Origin of the sequence: Bifidobacterium moraviense (genome assembly GCF_012932365.1) — a bacterium.
Taxonomy (GTDB): domain Bacteria; phylum Actinomycetota; class Actinomycetes; order Actinomycetales; family Bifidobacteriaceae; genus Bifidobacterium; species Bifidobacterium moraviense.
The window spans coordinates 270,249-292,299 of the sequence record NZ_JAAIIH010000001.1; the positions used below are offsets into that span (position 1 = coordinate 270,249).

General features: G+C 65.6%; 21 protein-coding genes. 15 read left to right on the forward strand and 6 right to left on the reverse strand.

The features are described from left to right. The gene (locus tag G1C96_RS01195) at window positions 1-1,533 is read left to right on the forward strand and encodes a glutamate synthase subunit beta (protein WP_169274819.1); all 1,533 of its coding nucleotides are present in this window, start codon (window positions 1-3) and stop codon (window positions 1,531-1,533) included. 127 nt (window positions 1,534-1,660) lie between these two features. Next, entirely contained in the window at window positions 1,661-2,134 is a 474-nt protein-coding gene (locus G1C96_RS01200) for a tripartite tricarboxylate transporter TctB family protein (protein WP_169274820.1), read from the forward strand. Between the two features lie 130 nt (window positions 2,135-2,264). On the opposite strand, the gene G1C96_RS01205 is transcribed toward G1C96_RS01200, so the two are convergent. Both G1C96_RS01205 and G1C96_RS01210 read right to left on the reverse strand, forming a co-directional pair. Next, window positions 2,265-2,885 carry a hypothetical protein gene (locus G1C96_RS01205; protein WP_169274821.1) on the reverse strand — a complete coding sequence of 207 codons (621 nt, stop codon included), beginning with the start codon at window positions 2,883-2,885 and terminating at the stop codon, window positions 2,265-2,267. A 183-nt stretch (window positions 2,886-3,068) separates the two neighbouring features. Continuing rightward, on the reverse strand, window positions 3,069-3,467 hold the full coding sequence (locus G1C96_RS01210; RefSeq protein ID WP_169274822.1) for a TroA family protein: 399 nt from the start codon (window positions 3,465-3,467) through the stop codon (window positions 3,069-3,071). 206 nt (window positions 3,468-3,673) lie between these two features. Between G1C96_RS01210 and glgA the strand changes: the two genes are divergently transcribed. The 7 genes from glgA to G1C96_RS01245 all read left to right on the forward strand — a co-directional run bounded on the left by glgA (window position 3,674) and on the right by G1C96_RS01245 (window position 11,395). After that, the gene (gene glgA, locus G1C96_RS01215; protein ID WP_169274823.1) at window positions 3,674-4,921 is read left to right on the forward strand and encodes a glycogen synthase; all 1,248 of its coding nucleotides are present in this window, start codon (window positions 3,674-3,676) and stop codon (window positions 4,919-4,921) included. Between the two features lie 171 nt (window positions 4,922-5,092). Beyond that, entirely contained in the window at window positions 5,093-5,971 is an 879-nt protein-coding gene (locus G1C96_RS01220) for an ABC transporter ATP-binding protein (protein WP_169274824.1), read from the forward strand. A gap of 539 nt (window positions 5,972-6,510) precedes the next feature. Continuing rightward, a complete protein-coding gene (locus G1C96_RS01225; RefSeq protein ID WP_169274825.1) occupies window positions 6,511-7,338 on the forward strand; it encodes a DUF1295 domain-containing protein in 828 nt (275 codons plus the stop codon). A 511-nt stretch (window positions 7,339-7,849) separates the two neighbouring features. Further along, window positions 7,850-8,125 (forward strand): hypothetical protein, encoded by a 276-nt coding sequence (locus tag G1C96_RS01230; protein WP_169274826.1) that lies wholly within the window; start codon window positions 7,850-7,852, stop codon window positions 8,123-8,125. A gap of 102 nt (window positions 8,126-8,227) precedes the next feature. After that, entirely contained in the window at window positions 8,228-9,751 is a 1,524-nt protein-coding gene (locus tag G1C96_RS10080) for an SWIM zinc finger family protein (RefSeq protein ID WP_205831987.1), read from the forward strand. Then, a complete protein-coding gene (locus G1C96_RS01240; protein WP_169274827.1) occupies window positions 9,735-10,748 on the forward strand; it encodes a hypothetical protein in 1,014 nt (337 codons plus the stop codon). Before G1C96_RS10080 ends, G1C96_RS01240 begins: the two co-directional genes overlap by 17 nt. Then, window positions 10,745-11,395 (forward strand): tetratricopeptide repeat protein, encoded by a 651-nt coding sequence (locus G1C96_RS01245; protein ID WP_169274828.1) that lies wholly within the window; start codon window positions 10,745-10,747, stop codon window positions 11,393-11,395. Before G1C96_RS01240 ends, G1C96_RS01245 begins: the two co-directional genes overlap by 4 nt. A 207-nt stretch (window positions 11,396-11,602) precedes the next feature. Here the strand turns inward: G1C96_RS01245 and G1C96_RS01250 are convergent, their stop codons facing one another. The 4 genes from G1C96_RS01250 to G1C96_RS01265 form a co-directional block, all read right to left on the reverse strand. Further along, window positions 11,603-12,454 (reverse strand): SDR family NAD(P)-dependent oxidoreductase, encoded by an 852-nt coding sequence (locus G1C96_RS01250; RefSeq protein ID WP_169274829.1) that lies wholly within the window; start codon window positions 12,452-12,454, stop codon window positions 11,603-11,605. 190 nt (window positions 12,455-12,644) lie between these two features. Continuing rightward, a complete protein-coding gene (locus G1C96_RS01255; protein ID WP_240945038.1) occupies window positions 12,645-13,241 on the reverse strand; it encodes a PIN domain-containing protein in 597 nt (198 codons plus the stop codon). Beyond that, entirely contained in the window at window positions 13,238-13,612 is a 375-nt protein-coding gene (locus tag G1C96_RS01260) for a type II toxin-antitoxin system RelB/DinJ family antitoxin (protein ID WP_169274830.1), read from the reverse strand. Before G1C96_RS01260 ends, G1C96_RS01255 begins: the two co-directional genes overlap by 4 nt. 107 nt (window positions 13,613-13,719) lie before the next feature. Next, entirely contained in the window at window positions 13,720-14,874 is a 1,155-nt protein-coding gene (locus G1C96_RS01265; protein ID WP_169274831.1) for a hypothetical protein, read from the reverse strand. Window positions 14,875-15,253: 379 nt separating this feature from the next. Here G1C96_RS01265 and G1C96_RS01270 point away from each other — a divergent pair, with 379 nt between their 5' ends. The 6 genes from G1C96_RS01270 (at window position 15,254) to brxC (ending at window position 22,014) form a co-directional block, all read left to right on the forward strand. Then, window positions 15,254-15,598, forward strand: coding sequence for a helix-turn-helix domain-containing protein (locus tag G1C96_RS01270; RefSeq protein ID WP_205831988.1), 345 nt, complete (start codon window positions 15,254-15,256; stop codon window positions 15,596-15,598). An 11-nt stretch (window positions 15,599-15,609) separates the two neighbouring features. Beyond that, a complete protein-coding gene (locus tag G1C96_RS01275; RefSeq protein WP_169274832.1) occupies window positions 15,610-16,059 on the forward strand; it encodes a hypothetical protein in 450 nt (149 codons plus the stop codon). Beyond that, window positions 16,056-16,712, forward strand: a complete 657-nt coding sequence (locus G1C96_RS01280) for a type II toxin-antitoxin system VapC family toxin (RefSeq protein ID WP_169274833.1) — start codon at window positions 16,056-16,058, stop codon at window positions 16,710-16,712. The genes G1C96_RS01275 and G1C96_RS01280 overlap by 4 nt, the downstream gene beginning before the upstream one ends. Before the next feature lie 177 nt (window positions 16,713-16,889). Continuing rightward, on the forward strand, window positions 16,890-17,558 hold the full coding sequence (locus G1C96_RS01285; protein WP_169274834.1) for a DUF1819 family protein: 669 nt from the start codon (window positions 16,890-16,892) through the stop codon (window positions 17,556-17,558). 53 nt (window positions 17,559-17,611) lie between these two features. Then, window positions 17,612-18,337 (forward strand): DUF1788 domain-containing protein, encoded by a 726-nt coding sequence (locus G1C96_RS01290; RefSeq protein WP_169274835.1) that lies wholly within the window; start codon window positions 17,612-17,614, stop codon window positions 18,335-18,337. Beyond that, window positions 18,334-22,014, forward strand: a complete 3,681-nt coding sequence (gene brxC / locus G1C96_RS01295) for a BREX system P-loop protein BrxC (RefSeq protein WP_169274836.1) — start codon at window positions 18,334-18,336, stop codon at window positions 22,012-22,014. Before G1C96_RS01290 ends, brxC begins: the two co-directional genes overlap by 4 nt. The last annotated feature ends 37 nt before the right edge of the window (window positions 22,015-22,051 follow it).

Below are 22,051 nucleotides of genomic sequence, written 5' to 3' on the forward strand. Positions count from 1 at the left end.
ATGGGAGATCCCAGAGGATTCCTGAAGGTCCGCACCCGTCGCGAGCTGGCCGAGCGTCCGGTCGCCGAGCGCATCAAGGACTGGTTCGACGTGCACGCCGAGTCCGGCCTGCAGCCGTGGACCACCGAGCAGGCGGCCCGCTGCATGGACTGCGGCACCCCGTTCTGCATGTCCGGCTGCCCGCTGGGCAACCTGATCCCCGAGTTCAACGATCTCGTGCGCCAGGAGAAGTGGGAGGACGCCTACAACCGCCTGTCCACCACGAGCAACTTCCCCGAGGTCACGGGTCGCATCTGCCCCGCCCTGTGCGAGCAGGCGTGCGTGCTGGGCATCCACCAGCCGCCCACCATGATCAAGAACGACGAGGTCACCATCATCGACCAGGCGTGGGAGCTCGGCTACGTCAAGCCGCTGCCGCCCCAGCGACTGACCGACCAGACCGTCGCTGTCGTGGGCTCCGGCCCCGCGGGCCTCGCCTGCGCGCAGCAGCTCACCCGCGCCGGCCACACGGTCGTCGTGTACGAGCGCGACGACGCCATCGGCGGCCTCATGCGCTACGGCATCCCGAACTTCAAGCTCGACAAGCATCTCATCGACCGCCGCGTCGAGCAGATGGAGGCCGAGGGCACGCGCTTCCGCACCGGCGTGGAGATCGGCAAGGACATCTCGTGGGACGACCTGCGATCCCGCTACGATGCCGTCGTGGTGGCCATCGGCTCCACCGTGCCGCGCGACATGAAGATCCCCGGCCGCGAGCTCAAGGGCATCCACTTCGCCATGGAGTACCTGCCCGACGCGACCCGCCGCGTGTACGGCGTCAAGCCCGTGCACGACATCGACGCGAAGGACAAGCACGTCATCGTCATCGGCGGCGGTGACACCGGCTCCGACTGCCTCGGCACCGCGATCCGCCAGGGCGCGAAGGACGTCACCGTCCTGCAGATCATGCCGAAGGAGCCGACCTCCCGCCCGGATAACGCCCCGTGGCCCACGTTCGCGCGCCTCTACCAGAAGACCTCCTCGATGGAGGAGGGCGGCACCTACGTGTACAGCACCGATTCGGTCAACTTCATCGGCTCCGAGGAGGAGCAGGCGCGTGTGAGGATCGAGAACTCCACCGCGTCCGAAGGCTTCGTGTCCGACGAGAACGGCCACGTGACCGGCCTGAAGGTCGTGTCCGTCGCCCCCGGCGAGAACGGCCCGTTCACCCGCCAGCCCGGCACCGAGCGCGTGCTGCCCGCCGATCTGGTGCTCATCTCCGTGGGCTTCCTCCACCCGGACACCACCACGCTCGTCGACCAGCTTCCCGTGGAGCTGGACGGCCGCGGCAACGTGGCGCGCAACGACGAGTTCGCCACCTCTCAGGACGGCGTGTTCGCCTGCGGCGACGCCGGACGCGGCCAGAGCCTCGTGGTGTGGGCCATGTCCGAGGGCCGTTCCTGCGCGGCCGCCGTGGACAAGTACCTCACCGGCTCCACCGAGCTGCCGGCGCCGATCGTCGCCTCGCAGCGTCCGATGATGCTGCCGCGCTGAGCCGCCGCGGCGTCCCTTGCCGATCACGCGCCGCACGCCACGGCGCGTGATCGACCCCGAACCGGAATCCTGCGGTACACTTGCCGCAGGATTTCCCGTATGTCGCATCGATGAAGGAGTTACAGTCATGCCGAACCGCGCCGAACGCCGTGCCGCCGCGAAGAGGGAGAAGAGGGGCATCCCGTCCCAGTACGATCAGACCCGCGGCCGCCAGCGCGCCGGCATGATCGACGAGTACGCGCTGCAGGCCAAGTCCGAGCGCCTGCGCGACGGCATCGACGACTCCGGCCCCTGGAAGCCCACCGCCCGCGTGGAGGACGAGGAGACGGAGACCGCGTACAACACCAACCCGGACTACCGCAACCCGTCCAAGGGCCTGTCCGCGCCCTCCGACGTCAAGGGCTGGTTCCGCCTGGTCAGCTGGGTGCTCATCGCGCTGTCCATCATCGGGTTCTTCGTGGTGATGTGGCTGCCCAGCCATCCGCTGTGGCTCATCATCACGGTGTCCGCCGTGTTCGTGGTGGGCGTGCTCAGCCTGTTCTTCACCGCCGGGGACGCGAAGTACAATCCGAACCTCGACGCCAACGGCACCGCGGTCTGACCTCGCCGTCAGACGTGTCCGTGCGTCCGTGCATCCGTATCTAGGAGAGGGGCGGGACCGTGATCCGATGGGATTGCGGTCCCGCCCCTCTCTGCGTTCGCCGTCCATCATTCGTCCGGTCCGGAGGCCGTCATCGTCGGCTCAGCGAAGTGAGGACGTCCGTGCGCGGATAGTAGGTGACGTCGACCTCGTCGCCCACCCGGGGTTCCCATCCGGCGGCGAGCTCCTTGCTCAGATTCCATTCCCTGCTGCCGCCTTCGGGCATGCGCACGGTCAGCTTGTAGTACTCGAAGTCGCCCTCGTCGGACGATTCGAGCTCCAGCGACATGACCGACGCGGTGGCGTCCCGCACGCCGTCCCGCTGATCCAGCGTCCAGTCCATGGCGCCGCGGACGCCGTAGTAGCCGAAGCCGACCGCGGCGAGCAGAAGTACGACCGCGGCGACGACCCGGGATCGGATCGTCATGATCGCGGCGGTGAGCGCCGCCAGCGCCATCATGAGCAGACCGACGTTCTCGGCGAGTACCGCCTGGAACGCGGTCTGCGAGGCGCCCATCGAGAACTTCCACGCGACGACGGCGATGACCAGTCCCGTGGCCCCGAGCGCGATGGGGGCCCCGATCGCATTCGGGGGATCGGCCCGGCCTCGGCCTTGCCGTTGATCGCGTTCCCTATCCCGCGCGTCCTCCCGCGCCGGGCGCGCCGGATCCGTGCGCCGCGGCTCGTCGAACGGCGTCTGCTGCTCGTCCATCCGGTCTCCTTCCCCCGTGGTTCCCTATGGTCGATTCTAGGAACGGGGACGGGCGGACGTCTCCGTGCCGGGGAAGTACGTCGTTCCCGCCCGGACGACGTCGTGGTGCTCGGAGACGCTGGTCGTGCCCCGTACGCGGTCGGACGACGGACGAGGATGGGCGAGTGCGGGGGAGGACCGGGATCAGGCGGCCTGCAGCTGGAGCTTCGCGGCGCGCGCCGTCTGCCGGGCGAGGCGCAGGGTCTCGGCCACGACCTCGTCGAACGTCCAGGAGCGGGCGTGCGCGTAGGGGATGCCGGTCATCTCGCGGATGCCGTCCAGCTCGCCGTCCGGGTTCCGGGAGACGAGGTCCATGACGCTGTCCATGGCGTGCAGCGTGTCGAAGCCGATCCAGCCGTCCTCGTCCGGGCCGTAGGTGACGCCGCCGTGCACGCGGGCCGGGATGTCCCAGCCGTCCGACGCGCGCCACGGATGGCCTTCGGGCAGCCGCACCCTGCCGGTCCAGCAGAAGAACGCGTCGTTCGCGGTGACACGCCACTCGATGCCGTTCTCGATGCCTTCGCAGCTCGTATCCATCAACATAAGTCATACTTCTTTCATTCAGACATTCAATATGGCATACATAATATAGCACATGGGCGTGGCAGGGCGTCGCGGACGCGCCCACTGCAGTCCGGCTTCCGGGAAACGTTCCGCGACACCCTCGGAACCGTTGGAATCCCGTGCGTCGCCCACCCCCGTAGTATCCTCGGAACTGTCAAGGAATCCAATGAAGGAGCACTGATCGGATGCAGGTTGATATCCTCACTCGCGAATACCCGCCCCACGTCTACGGCGGCGCCGGCGTGCACGCCGAGGAGCTGAGCAAGGTTCTGGCGGAGCGCATCGACGTGACCGTGCGCGCGTTCGACGGCCCCCGCACCGCCGCGGACGTGCCGGCCATCCCCAACGCGGCCGAGGCCAAGGGCAGCCTGAAGGTCGTCGGCTACGACACCCCGTCCGAACTGGCCGACGCGAACGCCGCCCTGAAGACCTTCGGCGTGGACCTGCAGATCGCCAACGACGTTGACGCGGACATCATCCACGCGCACACCTGGTACGCCTGCCTCGCCGGCTACCTCGCCAAGATGCTGCACGGCACCCCGCTCGTCATCACCGCGCACAGCCTCGAGCCGTTCCGCCCGTGGAAGCGCGAGCAGCTGGGCGGCGGCTACAACCTGAGCTCCTGGGCCGAGAAGGACGCCTACGAGCATGCCGACCGCGTGATCGCCGTGTCCGGCGGCATGCGCGAGGACATTCTCACCGCCTACCCGAACCTCGACCCGGACAAGGTGGTCGTGGTGCACAACGGCATCACGATGAGCGACTTCGCCACCCCCGCGCCCGACGATCCGGGCTGGGGCGTGTTCGACCGCTACCACATCGACCGCAGCAAGCCGACCCTGCTGTTCGTGGGCCGCATCACCCGCCAGAAGGGCCTGCCGTACCTGCTCAAGGCGCTGCACCTCATCTCCAAGGACATTCAGGTGGTGCTGTGCGCCGGCGCCCCGGACACCCCGGAGATCGCCGAGGAGGTGAAGACCGCGTTCGCCAAGCTCGACGAGGAGCGCGGCAACATCATCTGGATCGAGGAGATGCTGCCCCGCCCGGAGCTCAACGCGCTGGAGCATGGCTGCGACGCGTTCATCTGCCCGTCGATCTACGAGCCGCTGGGCATCGTGAACCTCGAGGCCATGGCGTGCGGCCTGCCCGTCGTCGCCTCCGCGACCGGCGGCATCCCCGAGGTCGTCGTGGACGGCGAGACCGGCTATCTGGTGCCGATCGACCAGCTGCGCGACGGCACCGGCACGCCCACCGACCCGGACAAGTTCGTGCACGACATGGCCGCCGCGATCGACAGGATCATGGCCGACCCGGAGCTTGCGAAGAAGATGGGCCAGGCCGGCTACGAGCGCGCCCGCGACCACTTCAGCTGGGAGTCGATCGCCGATAAGACCGTGGCCGTGTACCAGTCGGTGCTCGACGAGCGCAAGTAGTCCGACGAACAGGCGGCCCATTCGCGTTCGCGATGACGGACGCCTTCCACGACACGGCGGGCTTCCCCCTACAATGAGGGGAAGCCCGCCGTCGCATGCAGCCGCGGCACGCGACGCGTACGCTCAGGCGCTTCCGCGCGCACCCCGAGACCTCCACGGAAAGGAACCACAGTGAACGAAGACGTCGTACTGCAGCTCGAGGACGTGGAGTTCCGCCGCAACCGCCGCGTCATCATCACCGACGTGAACCTGACCGTGCGCGCGGGGGAGCGCTGGGTGCTGTTCGGACCCAACGGCATCGGCAAGTCCACGGCCGTGGGCATGCTCGCCACGCGCACGTTCCCCTCCGAAGGTCGCGTGTTCATCCTGGGCCATCAGCTCGGCAAGTACGACGTGTTCAAGCTGCGCAAGCGCATCGGCCTCGCCTCCGCCGACCTGGCCCGCCAGTTCCCGCCGTTCGAGGATCCGCTGGACGCGGTGGTGACCGGGCTGACCGCGGTCACCGGCCGCTGGCAGGACACGTACACCGACGCCGAGTACGAGCGCGCCCGCACCCTGCTGCGCGACTTCCGCGTCGGCTATCTCGAAGGCAAGCAGATGTGGCGACTGTCCGAAGGCGAGCGCACGCGCGTGCTCATCGCCCGCGCACTCATGGGCGACCCGGAGCTGCTCATCATGGACGAGCCGACCACCGGCCTGGACCTCGGCGGACGCGAACAGGTGATGCGCACGCTGAGCCGCATCGGACGGGAGGATTCGAACCGCGCGGTCGTGCTGGTGACGCACCGGCTCGAGGAGATCCCCGCCGGATTCGACCGCATCGCCATCATGGGCCGCAAGCCGGTGAGCGTGGAGGACGCCACCGCCGCGCCGAACGACGCCGACGGCCGCGGCGACGGCATCGACGCGCACGGCAACCCGTCCGCCGGCACGATCGTGTACTCCGGCTCGCTGGAGGAGGGGCTCACGGACGAGCGCCTCACCGAGCTGTTCGGCATGCCCATCGAGGTGGAACGTTCGCACGGCCGCTGGTCCGCCTACGCGGTGTGACGCAGGGCGCGTCTCCGACGCCTGCGCTCCCCGCGAGTTCGAGCCTCCGCGCGTCCTCGTCGTTGTGCGTCCGTCCGTCTGCGCGGATTGGCGTCCGTTTTCGTACGGATCCATACGTTTTGCGCCGCCTAGGTGATGTGGGCGTCCGTTTGCGTACGGGTCCGTACATTGTGCGCCGCTGAGTCGGTGGCTGCGTCCGATTGTGTACCGGTCTGTACATTTTGTGCCGCTGAAGGTTTCTCTGCGTCCGTTTTCGTGCGGATTCGTACATTGTGCGCCGCTCAGGTGATGCGGGTGTCCGTTTTCGTACGGGGCCATACGTTTTGCGCCGCCCAGATGGCGTGGACGTCCGATTGTGTACCGGTCTGTACATTGTGCGCCGCTCAGGTGATGTGAGCGTCCGTTTGTGTGTCGAATCGTATAGTTTGCGCCGCCTGTCCTGCGAACACGGCCTATATAGTCCGCCTGACCGCGGAATCCCGCCCCGGACACCGCCCGCGTACGTACTCGAGTACGTGCCCGATGCCATGATGAGGCGCATGGGTGTTCTCTTTCTCGCAGCATTCGCCGCGGCGCTCGCGGTCAGCGCCATCGGTTTCAGGAAGTTCGTCTGGTTCATATCGCTCGGCTATGGGTTCTCCGTGGCGGCGATCGGCGTGGCGCTCGCGGCCGTCGGCCTTGCGGGGCTGGCCTCTGACTCGCACGATGCGGCCGCGCTGACGCCGCTGGGCGCCGTGCTGTGCGCGCTGCTCGTCGTCTACGGCGTGCGGCTCGGCGGGTTCCTGCTCGCGCGCGAACGCCGCAGCGCATCCTATCGCGACGCCATGCGCCGCGAGATCAAGGATGGCTCCGGCGTGCCGACGGTCGCGAAGATCGGCACGTGGCTGGCGTGCGCGCTACTGTATGCGTGCGAGACGTCGCCGGTGCTGTTCCGCGTCGGCTCCGGCATGCGCGACGACTGGGCGGGCGTCGCGGGCGCGGCGATCTGCGCGTGCGGTATCGCGCTCGAAGCCGTGGCCGACCATACTAAGAGCACGTTCAAACGGGATCATCCGCGCCGGTTCTGCGACGTGGGCGTGTACCGTCTGGTGCGCTGCCCGAACTATCTGGGCGAGGTGCTCGCGTGGACCGGCGTGTTCGTGTCTGGCTGGAGCGCGGCGCGCGGATTCTGGCAGTGGCTGGCGATGACGGCCGGCTGGCTCGTCATCACGTGGATCATGTTCGGCGGCGCGCGGCGTCTGGAGATCCGCCAGACCCGCAACTACGGCGACGACCCCGACTACCGCGCTTACGCCGCCTCCACGCCGATCCTCATCCCGTTCGTGCCGCTGTATTCGGTGGCGAAGCTCACGTGGCTGGTGGGGTAAGAGCGGCATTGCCGTACTGGCACGGGTGGTGCATCTCCGCTTCCGCTTCCGCGGCCACTTCGATGACGCGGAGATCCGCTCCTCGACGCGCCTGCCCGTTTCGGTCCGGCCGTCTGCTCGCGAATTTCGGTCTTCGCCATGTCGCGTGGCCGGGCGGACACGCCTCAGGCCGGTCCGTCCGGCATCTCCGCGAGGTATCTGCATAGTCAGGGGTACTTTTTGCGTTCTGCGGGAAGGTATCTGCAGAGTGAGGGGCATCGAGGGGCTGCAACAAGCGTATCCGGAATGCGGCGGAACCCGGAGAAACGGCTTGATGCCGCCAAATCCGTGACAAGACTGCCGGACTCGCACGGACGATGCCGATGCGACAGGTACCCTGACTATGCAGATATCTTCGCGCAGACGGCGAAAAGTGCCCCTGACTATGCAGAAACCACGCCGTTCGTCGGCATACCGCTGATTCCCGCTGCTGATTCCCGGTCGCGGAGCCCGGGAGGACTAGACTGAAGTCATGGGCAACGATGGGGTCAGGGTCTTCGACGTCGAACCGACCAAGGTGACGGAATTCAGTCTGCTGTTCGAAGGAGATGTGGATTTCGTCGGAAAGAACCGGTTGCTGCTCGACGGCAACAAGACATATGAGTGCGGCCGGCTGAGGCATGTCACGGAGCATCCGACGGCTCCGATGGCTGGGGCCCATGGCACTCTCGTCGAATCCGACGTGATGGATGAGGCGAACGAGAAGGTCATGGCGCAAACTGGGCGAATTCAGTTCCGTACGGCATGATTTCGGCTTGTACGGAACTGGGGTCGCTCATTCTTCGGTTGCGGAAGAGGAATAATGAAACCGCATATGCGACACGGCACTGCTCGCAGATGAGGAGGGATCATGAACGGCGGCAACGAGGACATCAACGAGATTCCGCGCCTGAACGACCATTACGTCGACCTGTTCGAGCAGCGCATCCTCGATCGCGGCTCAGCGTACTTCGCGGCAGGCAAGGTCCACGCGCCGCGCATGATCGCGCCCGGCCTGTGGCATGCCGCCGTATTCGGCAGCGCAGAGAGCGTATACGAGGTGGACGTGCGTCTGCGGTATGGCACGGTGGTCTCGGCCGCATGCACGTGCCCGTATGCGCAGCGGTCGGCGTTCTGCAAGCACATGGCCGCCGTGCTGCTGGCCATGGACGACATGCGGCGGCGCAGCGACCGCGCTCGCCGGAACGACGACTCGGATTCCATGCCGGTGGATGACGGCTTTCCCTGGGATGCGAGCATGGCTGTGCGCTGGTACGTGCGTGCGCAGTTCCCGCAGGTGCCGAAGCTGACGGATGATGATTGGGAAGCCGTCAAGCGCATCTTCGAAGCGCTGTTCTGCCTGCCGGACCTTGACAAGACGTTCATGAGCGAGGAGATGCGGCTGCTGTACGAACGGACGTTCTTCCGCGGCCAAGACGACGACCAAGCCGGCGGCCAAGCCGATCGCAAGGACCGTTCAGCTCCCGACGATGCGCGCGAACGCCGCCGACTCTACGCGCAGATGCAGAACGACTACGAGCCAAGGCACGAGACGCTGACGCAGCAGCATGAGTCCCGGTACCGAGCAGGCGCGCGGGGCGCGATGGGAAGAACCGGGCATGGCAGCGCATCGCTCGACAACATGCGCCTGCTGGTCCCGTTCGTCACGCCATGCCATCTGGACGAGCTGCCGCACACGTGGATGACGATTCTGGAGGCGGCGTACGAGCATCTGCATGATGCGGTCGGACTGCGGCGGCTGTACGTGTATTACATCGCCATCGCCCAGACCGATCCCGAAGCCGTCTACGTGCAGAAGCTGCGCGACCTGAGCGGGGAGCATTGGCAGGAGGACCGCGATGCGATCGTCGCGTTCATGCAGCGGCATCGCTTCGGCGGCAGAGGCGAGGCGCCGACGAACCCCGCATACGAGCGGCTGCTGCGCGAGGACGGGCTGTCCGACGAGGCATGGGACTACTGCCGCATCAAGTCCAGGGACATCCTGATCAGAATGCTGGACGTAGTGGCATTGAAGGAATCCAATGCCGTCAGAGCGCTGCGCTACGTGGAGAGCGTGCTGGGCGACCCGGATTCGCCGGTGTTCGAGCAGAACACTGAGTCCGGCGCCCAGCGCGTGGCCCGTTGGATACGCAAGGTCGACCTCGTGTATGGGTACGAGCAGGCGAAGACGCTGGCCGAGCAGGCATGCGACATGTTCCCGCGCAGGCAGCTGCTGCGCGAGGCGCTCGCGGACTATCTGGACGCGGAGCAGGCGGACGACGATGCGGATGTCGGTGCGGATGTCGCGGCGGATGCGACGGACGCGGCAGGCGTGACGGACGCAGAGGATGCGACGGATGAAGGCGAGGAAGAAGCGAATGAGCAGGGAATGTGACGGCGGCGATGCGCCGAAGGCTGCCGATACGGGCAAAGCCGTCAGCGCGGTGCGGGCGTATGCTCGGCTCCGGTTCGGCACGCCCGGCGCAGATGCGTCAGGCGACGGCGAATGCGGCTGGCTCAGCGAGCACGAGTGGCGTGCGCTACGTGACGCGCTGCAGCGGCTGACGTGCATGGACGATCTCGAAGCCGCCGTGCAGCGGTTCTGCAGACGGTATGAGGAATCGCTTGACTGGGCGGATGAATGCGAGGAGCTGTATGACGTCGAAGAGACGGCGCCGGGACTGCCGTATGGATGGCTGACGCTGCTGGAGGCCGCGTATGAGCGTCTGGGCGACACGGACGGCCTGCGCACGCTCTACGCGTACTACATCGTCACCGATGCCTCCGATGCCGACGAGGATGACACCGAGGGCGGCACCGTCGCCCGCGGGCTGGGGCATGCGGTCCGCTACATCGGCAGGCTGCGCGACCTGTGCGGCGAGCGCTGGCCGCAGATGCGCGCGAGGATCGTCGACACGTATGAGCGGCATTGCTATGACGAGCCGGTCTCGTATGGCCGCAATACGACGTTCGAGGAGCTGCTGCGGCAGGAAGGTCTGGCGCAGGAGGCGCTGCGCTACTGCAGGCGCATGCGCGACAGCCGTCATGGCGACATCGTGGCTTCGGATCTGCTTGAACTGACGGCGCGCGCCGACATGGACGCTGCGTGCGCCTTGCTGACGGCGCCGCTGCATGACGCGGACTCAAGTCTGATGCGCGACGATTCGGAATCCGGCGTGAAGCGGATCGTCGCACTGCTCAGCCGTCTGCGCGATGTCGCCGGCGCCGAGCGGATGCGCTTGGAGGCGGAGCGGCTCATACGCATGTATCGGCGGCGTCCGGCTTTGCGCGCCGCGCTGCGGCAATTGATCGACGATGCGGATGCGGGCGGGCAGGCCTGTCCGGGCATCGCGTCGGAAGGAAACGATATCGCATCGAAAGGGGGCGAATGATGGATGCGAGCTTCGACTATGCCGCCGAGGACGAGGAGCTTGGCGGTGCGCTTTCGCTGCACGTGGGCACGGTCGCATACGGCGACGCCATGCATGTGCAGGATCCGCAGGAGAAGGACAGGCTGTTTCGCAAGGCCTGCCGATGGTACGAGCGCAGCGCCTCGCTGGGCAATGCGCAGGCGGCCACGAACCTTGGCTACGTGTACCTGTACGGCCGCATCGGCAGCGTGGATGCGGATCGGGCGTTCGCGTGGTTCTCCCGCGGTGCGGAGCTCGGCAATGAGGAGAGCTGCTACAAGCTCGGCGACCTGTACAGGGCGGGCAGGGGCTGTGAGAAGGACATGGACAAGGCCGTCGACCTGTACCATCGCGTGTGCGCGATCGCGCAGCAGACCTGCGATCCGGACGTTCCCGATCAGGCCGCGGTGCTGGCGAGCATCTTCCTGCGGCTCGCGGAGTGGCATGAGCGCTTCAGGCCGTCGGACGAGAGCATGCAGCTGGCCGAGGAGCTGTACGCGCGGTCGGCGAACCTGTTCGAGACTGCGGTGGATGGCGGCCTCGACTGGTATGGCAAGGCGCTGGAGAACGCGCGCCGCGGACGGGAGCGGCTGCGGGCCGGCGATCGTGACGATCCGCGCGCAGAGTGAGCGGATCCAGTCCCGGACGGCGCAGCATGAGCGAATCCAGTTCCGCACGGGCCTAAATCGCGCCCTGCGGGACGGGATCTGCTCATTTCGTGCTCTGTAGGACTGGATTCGCTCATTCCGCGGGTTATGCGGTATGCGTCGCGCGGATTGCGGTCACACAGACTGCGCTGTTACGCGGTTGCGCGACCGGCGCTCAGTAGCCGGCGCTCAGTACACGGAATACCCGCCGTCGACCTGCAGGTTGGTGCCGGTGACGTACGAGGAGGCGTCGCTGGCGAGGAACAGCACGGCCGAGGCGATCTCCTCGTTGGTGCCGAACCGGCGCATCGGCACGGGCGCGGTCATCACGTCGTGCGCTTCGGGCACGATGCGCCCTTCGAAGATGCCGGACCACACGTAGCCGGGGGAGACGGCGTTCGAGCGGATGCCGTACGGGGCGAGCGCGGCCGCGAGGTAGCGCGCGTACTCGTAGATGCCGGCCTTGGACGCGCCGTAGGCAGCGACGGGTGAGGGGCCGCCGGCGATGAAGTTCGCGTTGTGCGCGCTCAGCGACGAGGTGAACACGAGCGAGCCGCCGTGCCCGTGCTCGCGCATGATGTGCTGCGCGATCTGCGCGGTGAGGTACGCGCCGGTGAGGTTGATGTCGATCGTCTTCTGCCACACCTCGTACGGCTCGTCCGCGTCATCGCCGGGCACGTTCACGCCCGCGTTGATGAACGCCGCGTCCACCGTGCCGAGCGATTCGACGAGCGCGTCCTTGAGCGCGGCGACCTGCTCGCGGTCCGACACGTCGCAGTAGAGCGGCACCACGGCGGTGCCGTACCGTTCGGCGAGCTCGGCGGCGAGCGGTTCGAGCGTGTCCTTGGTGCGCGGCAGGTCGACGATCGCCACGTCGGCGCCCGCCTCCGCCCATGCGGCGGCCACGTTGCGTCCGAGCCCGCCCGCGCCGCCGGTGATGAAGCCTTTCTTGCCCTTGAGCGAGAACCGGTCCATGATGCGATGGGTCGGATCCTTCCACTGGTCGAGCGGATACTGGTCGAAGATCGAGGCGTCTGCCATAGGGTCCTCCGTTCTGTCGTGCGGGGCGGCCAGCGACCGCTGCGGCCGGGCGCTCCCGCGGCTGGGGCGGCACCGTTGCCGCCGTTGGCAGCGAGCCTAGCACAGGCTCGGCGACGGGACGCGCGGGGGCGGCGTTGTGCTGCCGTTGTCTGGCGGATGCGGCGGCGGCAGTCGTTTGCGACGTGCCGTGTCAGCGGTCTTCGTCGAGCAGTGCCGTGAGACGGCTCGGAGTGATGCAGTATCCGGGAAAGTGGCTGATGAGCTGCCGGTCCGAGGTGACCACGTATGCGCTGCCGGAGCGTTGGGCCGCGGCGACGATGAGATCGTCTTCGAAGTCGTCGTGGCGGTCGCGCAGTGCGATGGCCCGGTCGCAGGTCTCCCGGTCGACGGCGACGATGCCGCACAGGGCGCGGACCTGTTCGACGCACTGCCATGGGATCCGATGGAGGAGCTCTCGCATCGTCGCGGTTTCCAGCAGGGAGTCCGGCGAAAGTGCCTCGCGGCTGCTCAATTCCCTGCGCAGGGCCGCCGCCGAGATGTATGCGATGTCCTTCAGCGATGTGGATGCGCATTGCAGGGTGACGTCATGGCGGATGCACGCCTTCAGCATCGCCGTCGCATGGCCGGCCCTGCCGTCCCGGCGCATGAGATGGTCCAGCAGCACGTTGGTGTCGAGCAGGACGCTGCGCGGCGGGTTCGGACTGTCGACGTGACCGGGGGACCGGGGTTCTGCGCCGGGGACAGGGGAGACGGTGGAGGCTGCGGAATCTGCGACGTCCCGCATCATTCGCTCCGCTCCATGGTGAGGTAGTCGTCGAGCAGCTGGTCGTACATGGCGTCGCGTTCCCGCCGAGGCGACGCGTCCCCGAGCGTGGATGCGGACTGGGCATTGTGCTCCCCGATGATTCCCACCTTCGCAAGCTCGCGCGGCACCAGCCCCGCGGAACCGTCGACGAGCGCCATCCTGCGCCGCCGCTCCTCCTCGCGCGCCCGCTCCTCGGCGGACGTCTCCAAGTGGGGCACCTGCCCGCGGTCCGCGATGTACGCCCACACCGACCTGACCACGTCACTCGCCGAGACGCCGTCGCGGCGCAGCACGTCATCCACATCATCCTTCAGCCGCGCGTCGATGCGCACGTTCATCTGCACCATCGCCATGACCGCTCCTTCCGCTCGGCGTCATGCCGCTATACAGTATAGCGGCATGACGCCTTACGTATCCGGAGGAACGCCCATGCGTGCCGTCGGACGTTGTCGTCAGTGCATCAGGATTTGCTGCCTGCCGCAAGCAGCGTGACGCGTGCCATCAGACCGTTTTCCCCGTCGTCCGGTTCCAAGCGGAAGGTATACGTCGCTTCGGGCCATTTGTCGTTCACCCTGCCCATGGCGGCATTGATGTCCTTCGTCATTTGCTCCCCATCCATCACTGCAGATGTGACGATGGTCATCAATATGCCGTGTACGGTGCCCACGTCGGGATCCGCCGCCAGCTCCTTCACGGTCTGTTCCAACGCCCGCCGAAGCGCGTCTTCGCCATGCGCTTCCGCGCAATGGGACCAGAGGCAGTCGCCCTGCTTCACCAGTCCGTTGATGTCCGCTTCGTCGATGTGAAGCATCTGATCGGGGTCTGCCAGATCGGTCAGTACCTTCAGCCCATCGATCATCCGTGCGGGGAGCGAACGGACGAACGCCGGTTCCGTGTCCTTGTCCGTCTTCTCGTGGGCTTTCCGATGCTCCTCCAAGATCCGTTCCGCGCGATCCATGTATTCTTTGCTTCCCGAGGGGCGGAACGTCGCCAGTCGGTCGCCGACCATGACGGCATGTGCTTCACCGTCCTGCCGCATCGCCCGATACGCGTCGGCGTAGTCGCGGATGTGCGGCCATTTGGTGCGTACGTTTGGCTGGGACGTGCCGCCGGCGCGCGCGATGTTGGTCAGCGTGTGCCCGGCGCCAAGGGCTACGCCCGCCAGTTCCTCGAGCATGTCCCTGATCACGCCGGTCAGCTGGCTGCACAGCCACACGCGGGAGAGTCGTTCGTCCAGAGGGAATCCCTGGCTTTTCGCGAACCGGACCAGCAGATAGGCCCAATAGTCGAGCTTGTCGTTCAACAGCATCTCGGCCTGTTCGCGGATGATCTGGGATATGGCGACCGAGTCGATTGAGCGCGCATCGCCGAACGTGTCGCCCTCACGCAGCCAGGCGATAGTGTCCGCATACCCCGCATTGTCCTCGGCACTGGGAGCGGGGGCGGAATCGTCGTCCCTGAGATCCTGCGCGATCTCTACCTCCTGCGGAATGCCGTCGCCTCGCGGAAATGAGCCGGAGAGCAGGGCATAAAGGTCATCGATGCTGGGGGAGTGGCCATGTGCGTCGCCGTGTTCGGAACCGTTGCCAAATGTGGAATGCATGTTGTTGATCATGCTCACAAACTGTAAAAGGCGCAGAAATGGCGCACAAGCTATGACTCTCATATGCCGTCGGGGGCATTCGGCATATGAAATCATATGACGGGATGTCCGGTGGCCGGGGCTGACCGGCAATGGATGCGGGTATGGGGCAGAGCCGGCCTCGGTGAAAAGCGGTGGATTCGTCGGCCGCGTCTCGCACGATCAACACGGCCGTGCTCCTCGGCGGCAACATACCTCTGCCGGCGTCGCGCCCACTAGAATGGCAACCGTTCCGCTCCTGTACGACGGGACGTTCCGATGAACACATATGAGGAGTTCGATAGCCGCGGAGCGAGGTGTCATACCGAACGACTGGACGGTATGCTACACACGCGAGGAGATCGCTGAGCATATGCGTGGCCTCATCGGCGACCACGAGCCTGCGGAGAGCGTCGAAAGCGTGCTGAGCGACATGCTCGGCTGGAAGGAACTGGAACGGTACGACGCGGACGCCGAGGCATTGGGCATGAGGAACCGCAACATCTACTGGGGCGTCTGCAGGAAGTTGAAGGCGATGCGCAAGGAAGCGGGAGTGAGCCTTGATGAGATGGCGAGACGCACCGGTCTGAGTGCCGCGGCCCTCTGGCGCGCCGAAAACGATCTGCAGCGTGCGGGGCTGCTTGATCTGCTGCCCGATTATTGCGCGGCGCTCGGCAAGACCTTCGATATCGTCATCAGAGACGCCGACCAGAAGTAGCCCTCGAATCGGTGAAACGGCACCGTGAAGCGGCCTGCGAAACCGCGCCGCTTCGGATTACCGATACCGACAATGCCGGGTTGCGGTCGGCCTATCATCGGGGCATGAGACGTTTGTCGTTGATCGGGGTCATGGCCGCAGGGGTGGCATCGCTTGCCGCCGGTGCATACGCCATGTGCCGGCGACGCGATCGGGGCGGACCTCGTCCCGAACGGTTCGAAGGAACTGAGCATCATCCGAGCCCGGTCCTCGTGGGTCTTGCCGACGCCGCCGAGATGACCGGTCTGCAGCGTCATACCATCAGCATCTGCATGCGGAAGCGCGGCATCGATCCGGTCATGCGGGATGACGAGCCGTCCTATCCGGTCGATGAGGTATTGGAACTGCGCAATCGGCTGCGGCGGAAGAAGCTGGAGGCGCTGGAGGAGTTTGACCGGATGCTGAAGGAGTGGGATCTGTGATCGACTACGGCAATCATGATGATCTTGTGCGCAGGGTGTTGATCGACACGAACGTGCTCATCAACCCGGTCCAGCGTGACTGGGTCTACGCCTTCTATCGGGAAGATGCCCGGTTCGAGCCCTACGTCAGTCATTGGCTTGCGGAGGAGACTGGAAACGTGCTGTTTCGTCTGCGCAAAGAACGGTACAAGGGGAAGCAGGGAAAGCAGAAGCAGCTGAAGAAGATTCCGCCCGAGGAGAGTCAAAAGGTGTATAAACTGCTGAAGGGCATCGGAGAGCTCCTTCCTCGTATGGACTCCCGTCTGGAACGGGACAGCTTCGTTGGCCACGATCGGGGCGACTTGTTCCTGCACTCGGCGATGATACGAGGGGAATGCACCTGTCTGCTGACGAACGACAAGGGGATCTACGGCTGGCTCAGCGAGGCGCAGCAGGCGGAACTCGGCTATGAGGTCATGACGGCGGACATGTTCCTGTGTTCCCTGACGGAGGACAGGGCCGTGTTCTTCAGGACACTGAATCGTCAGTTCGAGAAATATGCGAGAAATGGCGGACGTGCGTACCCCCGCATGGTCGACGGCCTCCGGCGGGCGCAATGCCTCAGATTCGCCGACCGCGTAGCCGGTCTGGCACAGCCGCCAACCTCGTCTTAAGGATTGGCGGATTCTGGGACGTTGCCATCTCATAGGGCAATGCGGCCATGCCGCTGCGCTGAATCCCCTGCATCTCCCTCTTGTCCATTGTGATGGAGGGCGCCGGACCCTGGAATATCGTGCCGGAAGGTTAGACTGAAACATTCGTCGCACGCATGATGGAAGGAGGCCCGGACGATGACGAATACGTCGTACGGAACCGAGCCGCGGGGGAATGAGCGATATCGTCTGTCGTTCACGGTCGGCGGCCTGCTTGCGTCCCAGGGCCATCTCGTCGCGGGCCTGTTCATGGCCGACGGCGAATGCGCCGATGCTGCGCCGGACGACGAGCTGGGGGATCGCATCGCGCAGGTCCGCCGGCGCGCCGTCGATGAGAACGTGCTGGCCGTGCGCACGCAGGCGGCGAACGTGCGCATGGTGCGCGAGGCGATCAAGCGGCTGAGCGCGCTCACCATGCGGGAGCTGCGCCATCTGGCCGACGCCGATACGCCGCCGAGGGACTGCCAGGCGCTCATGTGGGTGGCGATGTGCCGCTACTACGCGCTGGTGGGGGAGTTCGCGAACGAGGTGCTGCGCGACCGGTATCTGCTGGGCATGTCGACCGTGGACCACGGCGACTACGACCGGTTCATCCTCGCCAAGGCCATGTGGCATACCGAGCTTGAGGACGTCAGCCGCACCACGGCGCTCAAGCTGCGTTCGAACGTGTTCAGGGCCATGGCCGAAGGCGAGCTGGTGGACGGCGTCGACAACACGCTCCTGCCTTCCCTGCTCGGAAGGACCGTGACCGGTATTCTTGAGCACAGGCCGGAATCGTTCCTGTTCTTCCCGATGAACGAGCATTGAGACGAACGAGCATTGAGAGGCAGCGGACATGCGACGAGAGGAGGGCGCGAACAATGACAGTCGGCAATGCTGCGAGGAAACGTCCCGCCAGCATCGAACGTGACTTCGACGGGATGTTCCGGTACATGCAGTCCAGGCGTTTCCGCAACGGAGAGGACACCGGCGGCGAACCGGCGAACTATGTCTACGCCTATCTGCCGGAGAAGGAGCTGGAAGTCGAGCGCCGCATACCGCTGCTCGTCAGCCGCCTGCAGGGCATGACTCCCGCAGAGCCAGACGATTCCGCGCCCGCCGTGCTGGTCATCGACCTGTACGAGCTGGCCGTGCGAATCATGAAGGACAACGACGTCTTCGACGCCGCCATCGAACAGGAATCCGAGATGCATGGCGACGAGGACGCAGTCGAGAACGGCTCGTGGCCGACGCTTCAGGAGGATGACTTCTATCAGGCGCTCGCCGGCATGCTCGGTCCCGACAACGACGATCTGAAGGATGCGCTCAGGGAACGCTACCGGCAGGCTGCGGCGGACCATGAGGCCGATCTGGTGTTCGTGACCGGAGTGGGGCAGGTGTATCCGTACATTCGCGCGCATGCGCTGCTCAACTGCCTTCAGTACGTTATTCCCGAGCGCACGCCCGTGGTGGTGTTCTTCCCGGGCACCTACAGGAAGACGGCATCGACCGTGTCGGTGATGCGTCTGTTCGACCGTCTCGGCGCAGACAACTACTACCGTGCGTTCAGTCTCAACGACGCGATCTGGGAAGGAGCCAACGCATGAGCGACATGGGCAATGGCGAGAGCGGCGCATTGCGGTTCAGGGACATTTTCGTCAGGAACATCGACGACAAGGTCGACGGCGTCATCAAGGCCAGCGACGACAGCAACCTTGCCGACGAGGTGCGCGAATACGTGCTGACCGACGAGATCCAGACCAATCTCGAGCGCTTCTTCGACGCGTACAACGATCGGTCCTCCGCCTACACGAACGGCGTGTGGATCTCGGGCTACTTCGGCTCCGGCAAGTCGCACCTGCTGAAGATCCTCTCCCATGTTCTGGGCGACGTTCCGGCGGCCTCCGCCGCAGGGGAGGCCGATCCGATGAGCCGCGCGCAGGTCATCGACGTCATGAAGTCCAAGGCGCGCGACGCCGAAAACCATGAGCTCGAGGGGCTGCTGGAAGCGAATCTGCGCATCCCCGCCACCTCGCTGCTGTTCAACATCGACAGCAAGGCGCAGCGGGGCAGCAGGACCATGCTCATGGACGCCTTCATCCGCGTGTTCGACGAGGCCCGCGGCTACTACGGCGCCAACAAGTACGTGGCGAAGATGGAACGCGACCTCGACGCCAACGGCCGTCTGGACGAGTTCAAGCGTCAGTTCGAACAGATCGCCGGCAAGCCGTGGTCCAAGGGACGCACGCAGGCCGCGTTCTCCGGCCCCAAGATCGACAGGGCGTTCGCCGCAGCCACCGGCGACGAGGTGCACGACATCCTCAAGGACTACCAGAAGCAGTACAGTCCGACCATCGCCGACTTCGCCGACGACGTGAACGACTGGCTGCAGCGCCAGCCCGACGGCCATCGCCTGATCTTCCTCGTGGACGAGATCGGCCAGTTCATCGGGACCAGAACGGACCTCATGCTCAATCTGCAGACCGTGACGGAGGAGCTGTTCTCCCGCTCCAACGGCCGGGTGTGGGTGATCGTCACCTCGCAGGAGGATCTCGATTCCGTCGTCGGCGACCGCACGGCCAGCCAGGGCCTTGACTTCACGAAGATCAAGGGGCGATTCGCCGTCAACCTGAAGCTGGCCAGCACTGATGCCCGCGAGGTCATCCAGAAGCGACTGCTCGTCAAGAACGATCGGGGCGAAGCGAAGACTGAGGAACTATGGCGTGAGCATCGTGAGGAACTCGACGCGCTGTTCACCTTCCAAGGCGAAGGCGGCATGCGCCAGTTCAAGGACTCCAGATTCGGCACCGAGGAGGATTTCACCGCCACCTACCCGTTCGTCAACTACCAGTTCACGCTGTTTCAGGACGCGATGCGCGGCATGAGCAACGCCGGGTTCTTCGAAGGCCAGCATCGCTCGGTCGGCGAGCGCTCGCTGCTGTCCACCATCAGCAGCGCGCTGACGGATCATAGGGATGATGCCGTCGGCGGCCTTGTCCCGTTCAGCGCTCTGTACGACGGCATCGCCGGCACCATTCAGAGCACGGTGAACCATCGCATCAACGAAGCCGAACGCGGGATCGGCCTTGACGCCGAGGACCGGGATCTGGCGTTGGCCTTGCTCAAGGCGCTGCTGCTGGTCAAGCACGTGGAGGGGTTCAGGACGAACGTGCGCAATCTGCGCATCCTCGTGCTCGACCGGTTCGGCAGGGACCTGCCCGAGCTGGAGCGGCGCATCCAGACGACGCTGGACGTGCTGGAGCGCCAGAACTACGTGCATCGCACCGGCAACGAATACGAGTATCTGACCAACGACGAGCAGGCCGTCGAAAGCGAGATCAAGAACACCGAAATCGGGGACAGGCAGGTTCGCGACAGGCTGGGCCGGATCGTCAGGGAGAACATCCTCGGTCAGTCGCTGTCCGTGCAATACGGTCACGGCCACCAGAAGGCGACGTTCCGCTATGGTCTGATCGTCGACAATACGGCGCAGGGCAGGACGTATCCGATCATGCTGCACATCGTCACTCCGATGGCCGGTGTAGAGCAGGGCAACGCGGTCCTGCGTTCGGCCGGCTCGCGAGGCGAATTGCGTGTCATCCTCAGCGATGCCGGTTCCACCGTCATGCGCGATCTGGCCATGCTCGAACGCACCGAGAAGTACCTGCGTGTGCACGCCAACGAGCAGGGCCCGCGCAAGCGCATCATAGATGACAAGCGCGGCAGTCTTGAGATCATGAGCAGGGAACTGGATGCCGCGGTGTCCGAGGCGCTGTGCTCGGCCACCATCGCCTACAACGGCACCACGCTGGGTGTGAAGGCGAGCCGGGATGCGGCGAGCGTGATCGCCGAGGCGATGCAGACGGTGATCGGACGCCTGTACACCAACTTCGGCATGGTGGATGGGCTGTCGTACAAGGAAACCGATCTTCCCGGCGTGCTTGCCGATGCCACTGCTGTCAACTCAACCCTTGACGGCACCGATTCCGCGGCCAATCGTCTGGATCTGCCGGCGCAGGACGTGTACGACTATGTGGTCGGTCAGGTCCGCATCAATGTCACGCCGACGGTGCGAGACGTCGTGCAGCACTACGAGGACGAACCGTACGGATGGCCTCTGCAGGTCACGCTCGCCTGCCTGTGCCATCTGATCGGAGCCGAACGCCTTCGGCTGACGGTCGACAGCCATCGGGTGCCGCACACCGACGTCGTCAGGATGCTGGTCAATCAGCAGAAGCGCGACAGCGTGCGCGTGGAGGTCCCGAAGCGGCGCGACGCCGCCAAGCTCAGGGAGCTGCGCAGCTTCGCCGTCGACTATCTCGGCATGACCGGAGACAGGCTGCCGGCGGACGACGAGGACATGGCCCGATCCATCAAGGAAGGACTGGATGCCGAAGCCCGCAGGATCGAGAACCTGCGGGCCGCCAACAGCCGGTTCAGGTTCGTCGAATCCCTGGACGAGCCGCTTGCGCACCTGAAGTCCGTGGCCGCGAAGCCCGAGGAATGGCTGCTGGAATCTTTCCCCGCTCAGGACGAGGACGACAACACCGACCGGCTGCTCGACGACAAGGAGGATGTGATCGATCCGATCCGCAAGGTGCTCAACGGCGCCCAGCGCAAGGTGCTGACCGACGGCTTGGATTGGATCGCAGCCAACGACTCCAACTTCACCCTCGCTTCCGCCGACCTGCAGCGGGAGCGGGACGCGGTGCGCGCCACGGCGGACGATCCGCAGCTGTTCCGCGGCAACAGGGTCAACCTGTTCAGGAGCCAGCTGACCGAACTGCAACGGCGCATGGGCGAGCTGATCGACGCGGAACGCGAACGCGCGCTAAGCGTCGTCGGCACCGTGCGCGAGTCCCTGTCCGGCATCGACTCCTATCGGGACGCCAGCGAGAACGCCCGTCGGAACGCCATGCGCTCGCTGGAGGACGCGGCCGCGAAGATCAGGACGGCGAAGTACATCGCCGACATCCGACAGACGGCGGACGTGGTGAAGGGCGATCTGTACCTGTCGCTGGTCAACCAGCTGGCCGCCGCCGCGGCACCGTCTGCCGCCCGGTCGGAGGGGCGGCCTGCGGCGCAGGCTGCAGCGTCGTCTCCTGACCGTGGAAGCGGGACGGAAGCTGAAGCAGCTCCCAGACCCGCGGAGCAGGCCGTTCGCGTCAGACCGCCGCACCCCAAGCCGATGCTGCGCACGGAGGAGGACGTGGACGAGTTCCTTGCGGAGTATCGGCGCAGCCTCATTGCGGCCATCCGCGAAGGAAAGCGCATTTTGCTGTAGTCCGCTTGTTGACCAAGGATTAAAACCTGTTTTAAAC

What these genes read in the sequence shown, in the direction of transcription:
- G1C96_RS01290 (WP_169274835.1), top strand. Translation starts at nt 17,612, where the DNA reads ATGACAGTCGGCAATGCTGCGAGGAAACGTCCCGCCAGCATCGAACGT.
- G1C96_RS01270 (WP_205831988.1), top strand. Translation starts at nt 15,254, where the DNA reads ATGCGTGGCCTCATCGGCGACCACGAGCCTGCGGAGAGCGTCGAAAGC.
- G1C96_RS01260 (WP_169274830.1), bottom strand. Translation starts at nt 13,612, where the DNA reads ATGGCGATGGTGCAGATGAACGTGCGCATCGACGCGCGGCTGAAGGAT.
- G1C96_RS01195 (WP_169274819.1), top strand. Translation starts at nt 1, where the DNA reads ATGGGAGATCCCAGAGGATTCCTGAAGGTCCGCACCCGTCGCGAGCTG.
- G1C96_RS01210 (WP_169274822.1), bottom strand. Translation starts at nt 3,467, where the DNA reads ATGTTGATGGATACGAGCTGCGAAGGCATCGAGAACGGCATCGAGTGG.
- G1C96_RS01245 (WP_169274828.1), top strand. Translation starts at nt 10,745, where the DNA reads ATGATGGATGCGAGCTTCGACTATGCCGCCGAGGACGAGGAGCTTGGC.
- G1C96_RS01250 (WP_169274829.1), bottom strand. Translation starts at nt 12,454, where the DNA reads ATGGCAGACGCCTCGATCTTCGACCAGTATCCGCTCGACCAGTGGAAG.
- G1C96_RS01240 (WP_169274827.1), top strand. Translation starts at nt 9,735, where the DNA reads ATGAGCAGGGAATGTGACGGCGGCGATGCGCCGAAGGCTGCCGATACG.
- G1C96_RS01205 (WP_169274821.1), bottom strand. Translation starts at nt 2,885, where the DNA reads ATGGACGAGCAGCAGACGCCGTTCGACGAGCCGCGGCGCACGGATCCG.
- G1C96_RS10080 (WP_205831987.1), top strand. Translation starts at nt 8,228, where the DNA reads ATGAACGGCGGCAACGAGGACATCAACGAGATTCCGCGCCTGAACGAC.
- G1C96_RS01285 (WP_169274834.1), top strand. Translation starts at nt 16,890, where the DNA reads ATGACGAATACGTCGTACGGAACCGAGCCGCGGGGGAATGAGCGATAT.
- G1C96_RS01225 (WP_169274825.1), top strand. Translation starts at nt 6,511, where the DNA reads ATGGGTGTTCTCTTTCTCGCAGCATTCGCCGCGGCGCTCGCGGTCAGC.
- G1C96_RS01255 (WP_240945038.1), bottom strand. Translation starts at nt 13,241, where the DNA reads ATGATGCGGGACGTCGCAGATTCCGCAGCCTCCACCGTCTCCCCTGTC.
- glgA (WP_169274823.1), top strand. Translation starts at nt 3,674, where the DNA reads ATGCAGGTTGATATCCTCACTCGCGAATACCCGCCCCACGTCTACGGC.
- brxC (WP_169274836.1), top strand. Translation starts at nt 18,334, where the DNA reads ATGAGCGACATGGGCAATGGCGAGAGCGGCGCATTGCGGTTCAGGGAC.
- G1C96_RS01230 (WP_169274826.1), top strand. Translation starts at nt 7,850, where the DNA reads ATGGGCAACGATGGGGTCAGGGTCTTCGACGTCGAACCGACCAAGGTG.
- G1C96_RS01265 (WP_169274831.1), bottom strand. Translation starts at nt 14,874, where the DNA reads ATGATCAACAACATGCATTCCACATTTGGCAACGGTTCCGAACACGGC.
- G1C96_RS01200 (WP_169274820.1), top strand. Translation starts at nt 1,661, where the DNA reads ATGCCGAACCGCGCCGAACGCCGTGCCGCCGCGAAGAGGGAGAAGAGG.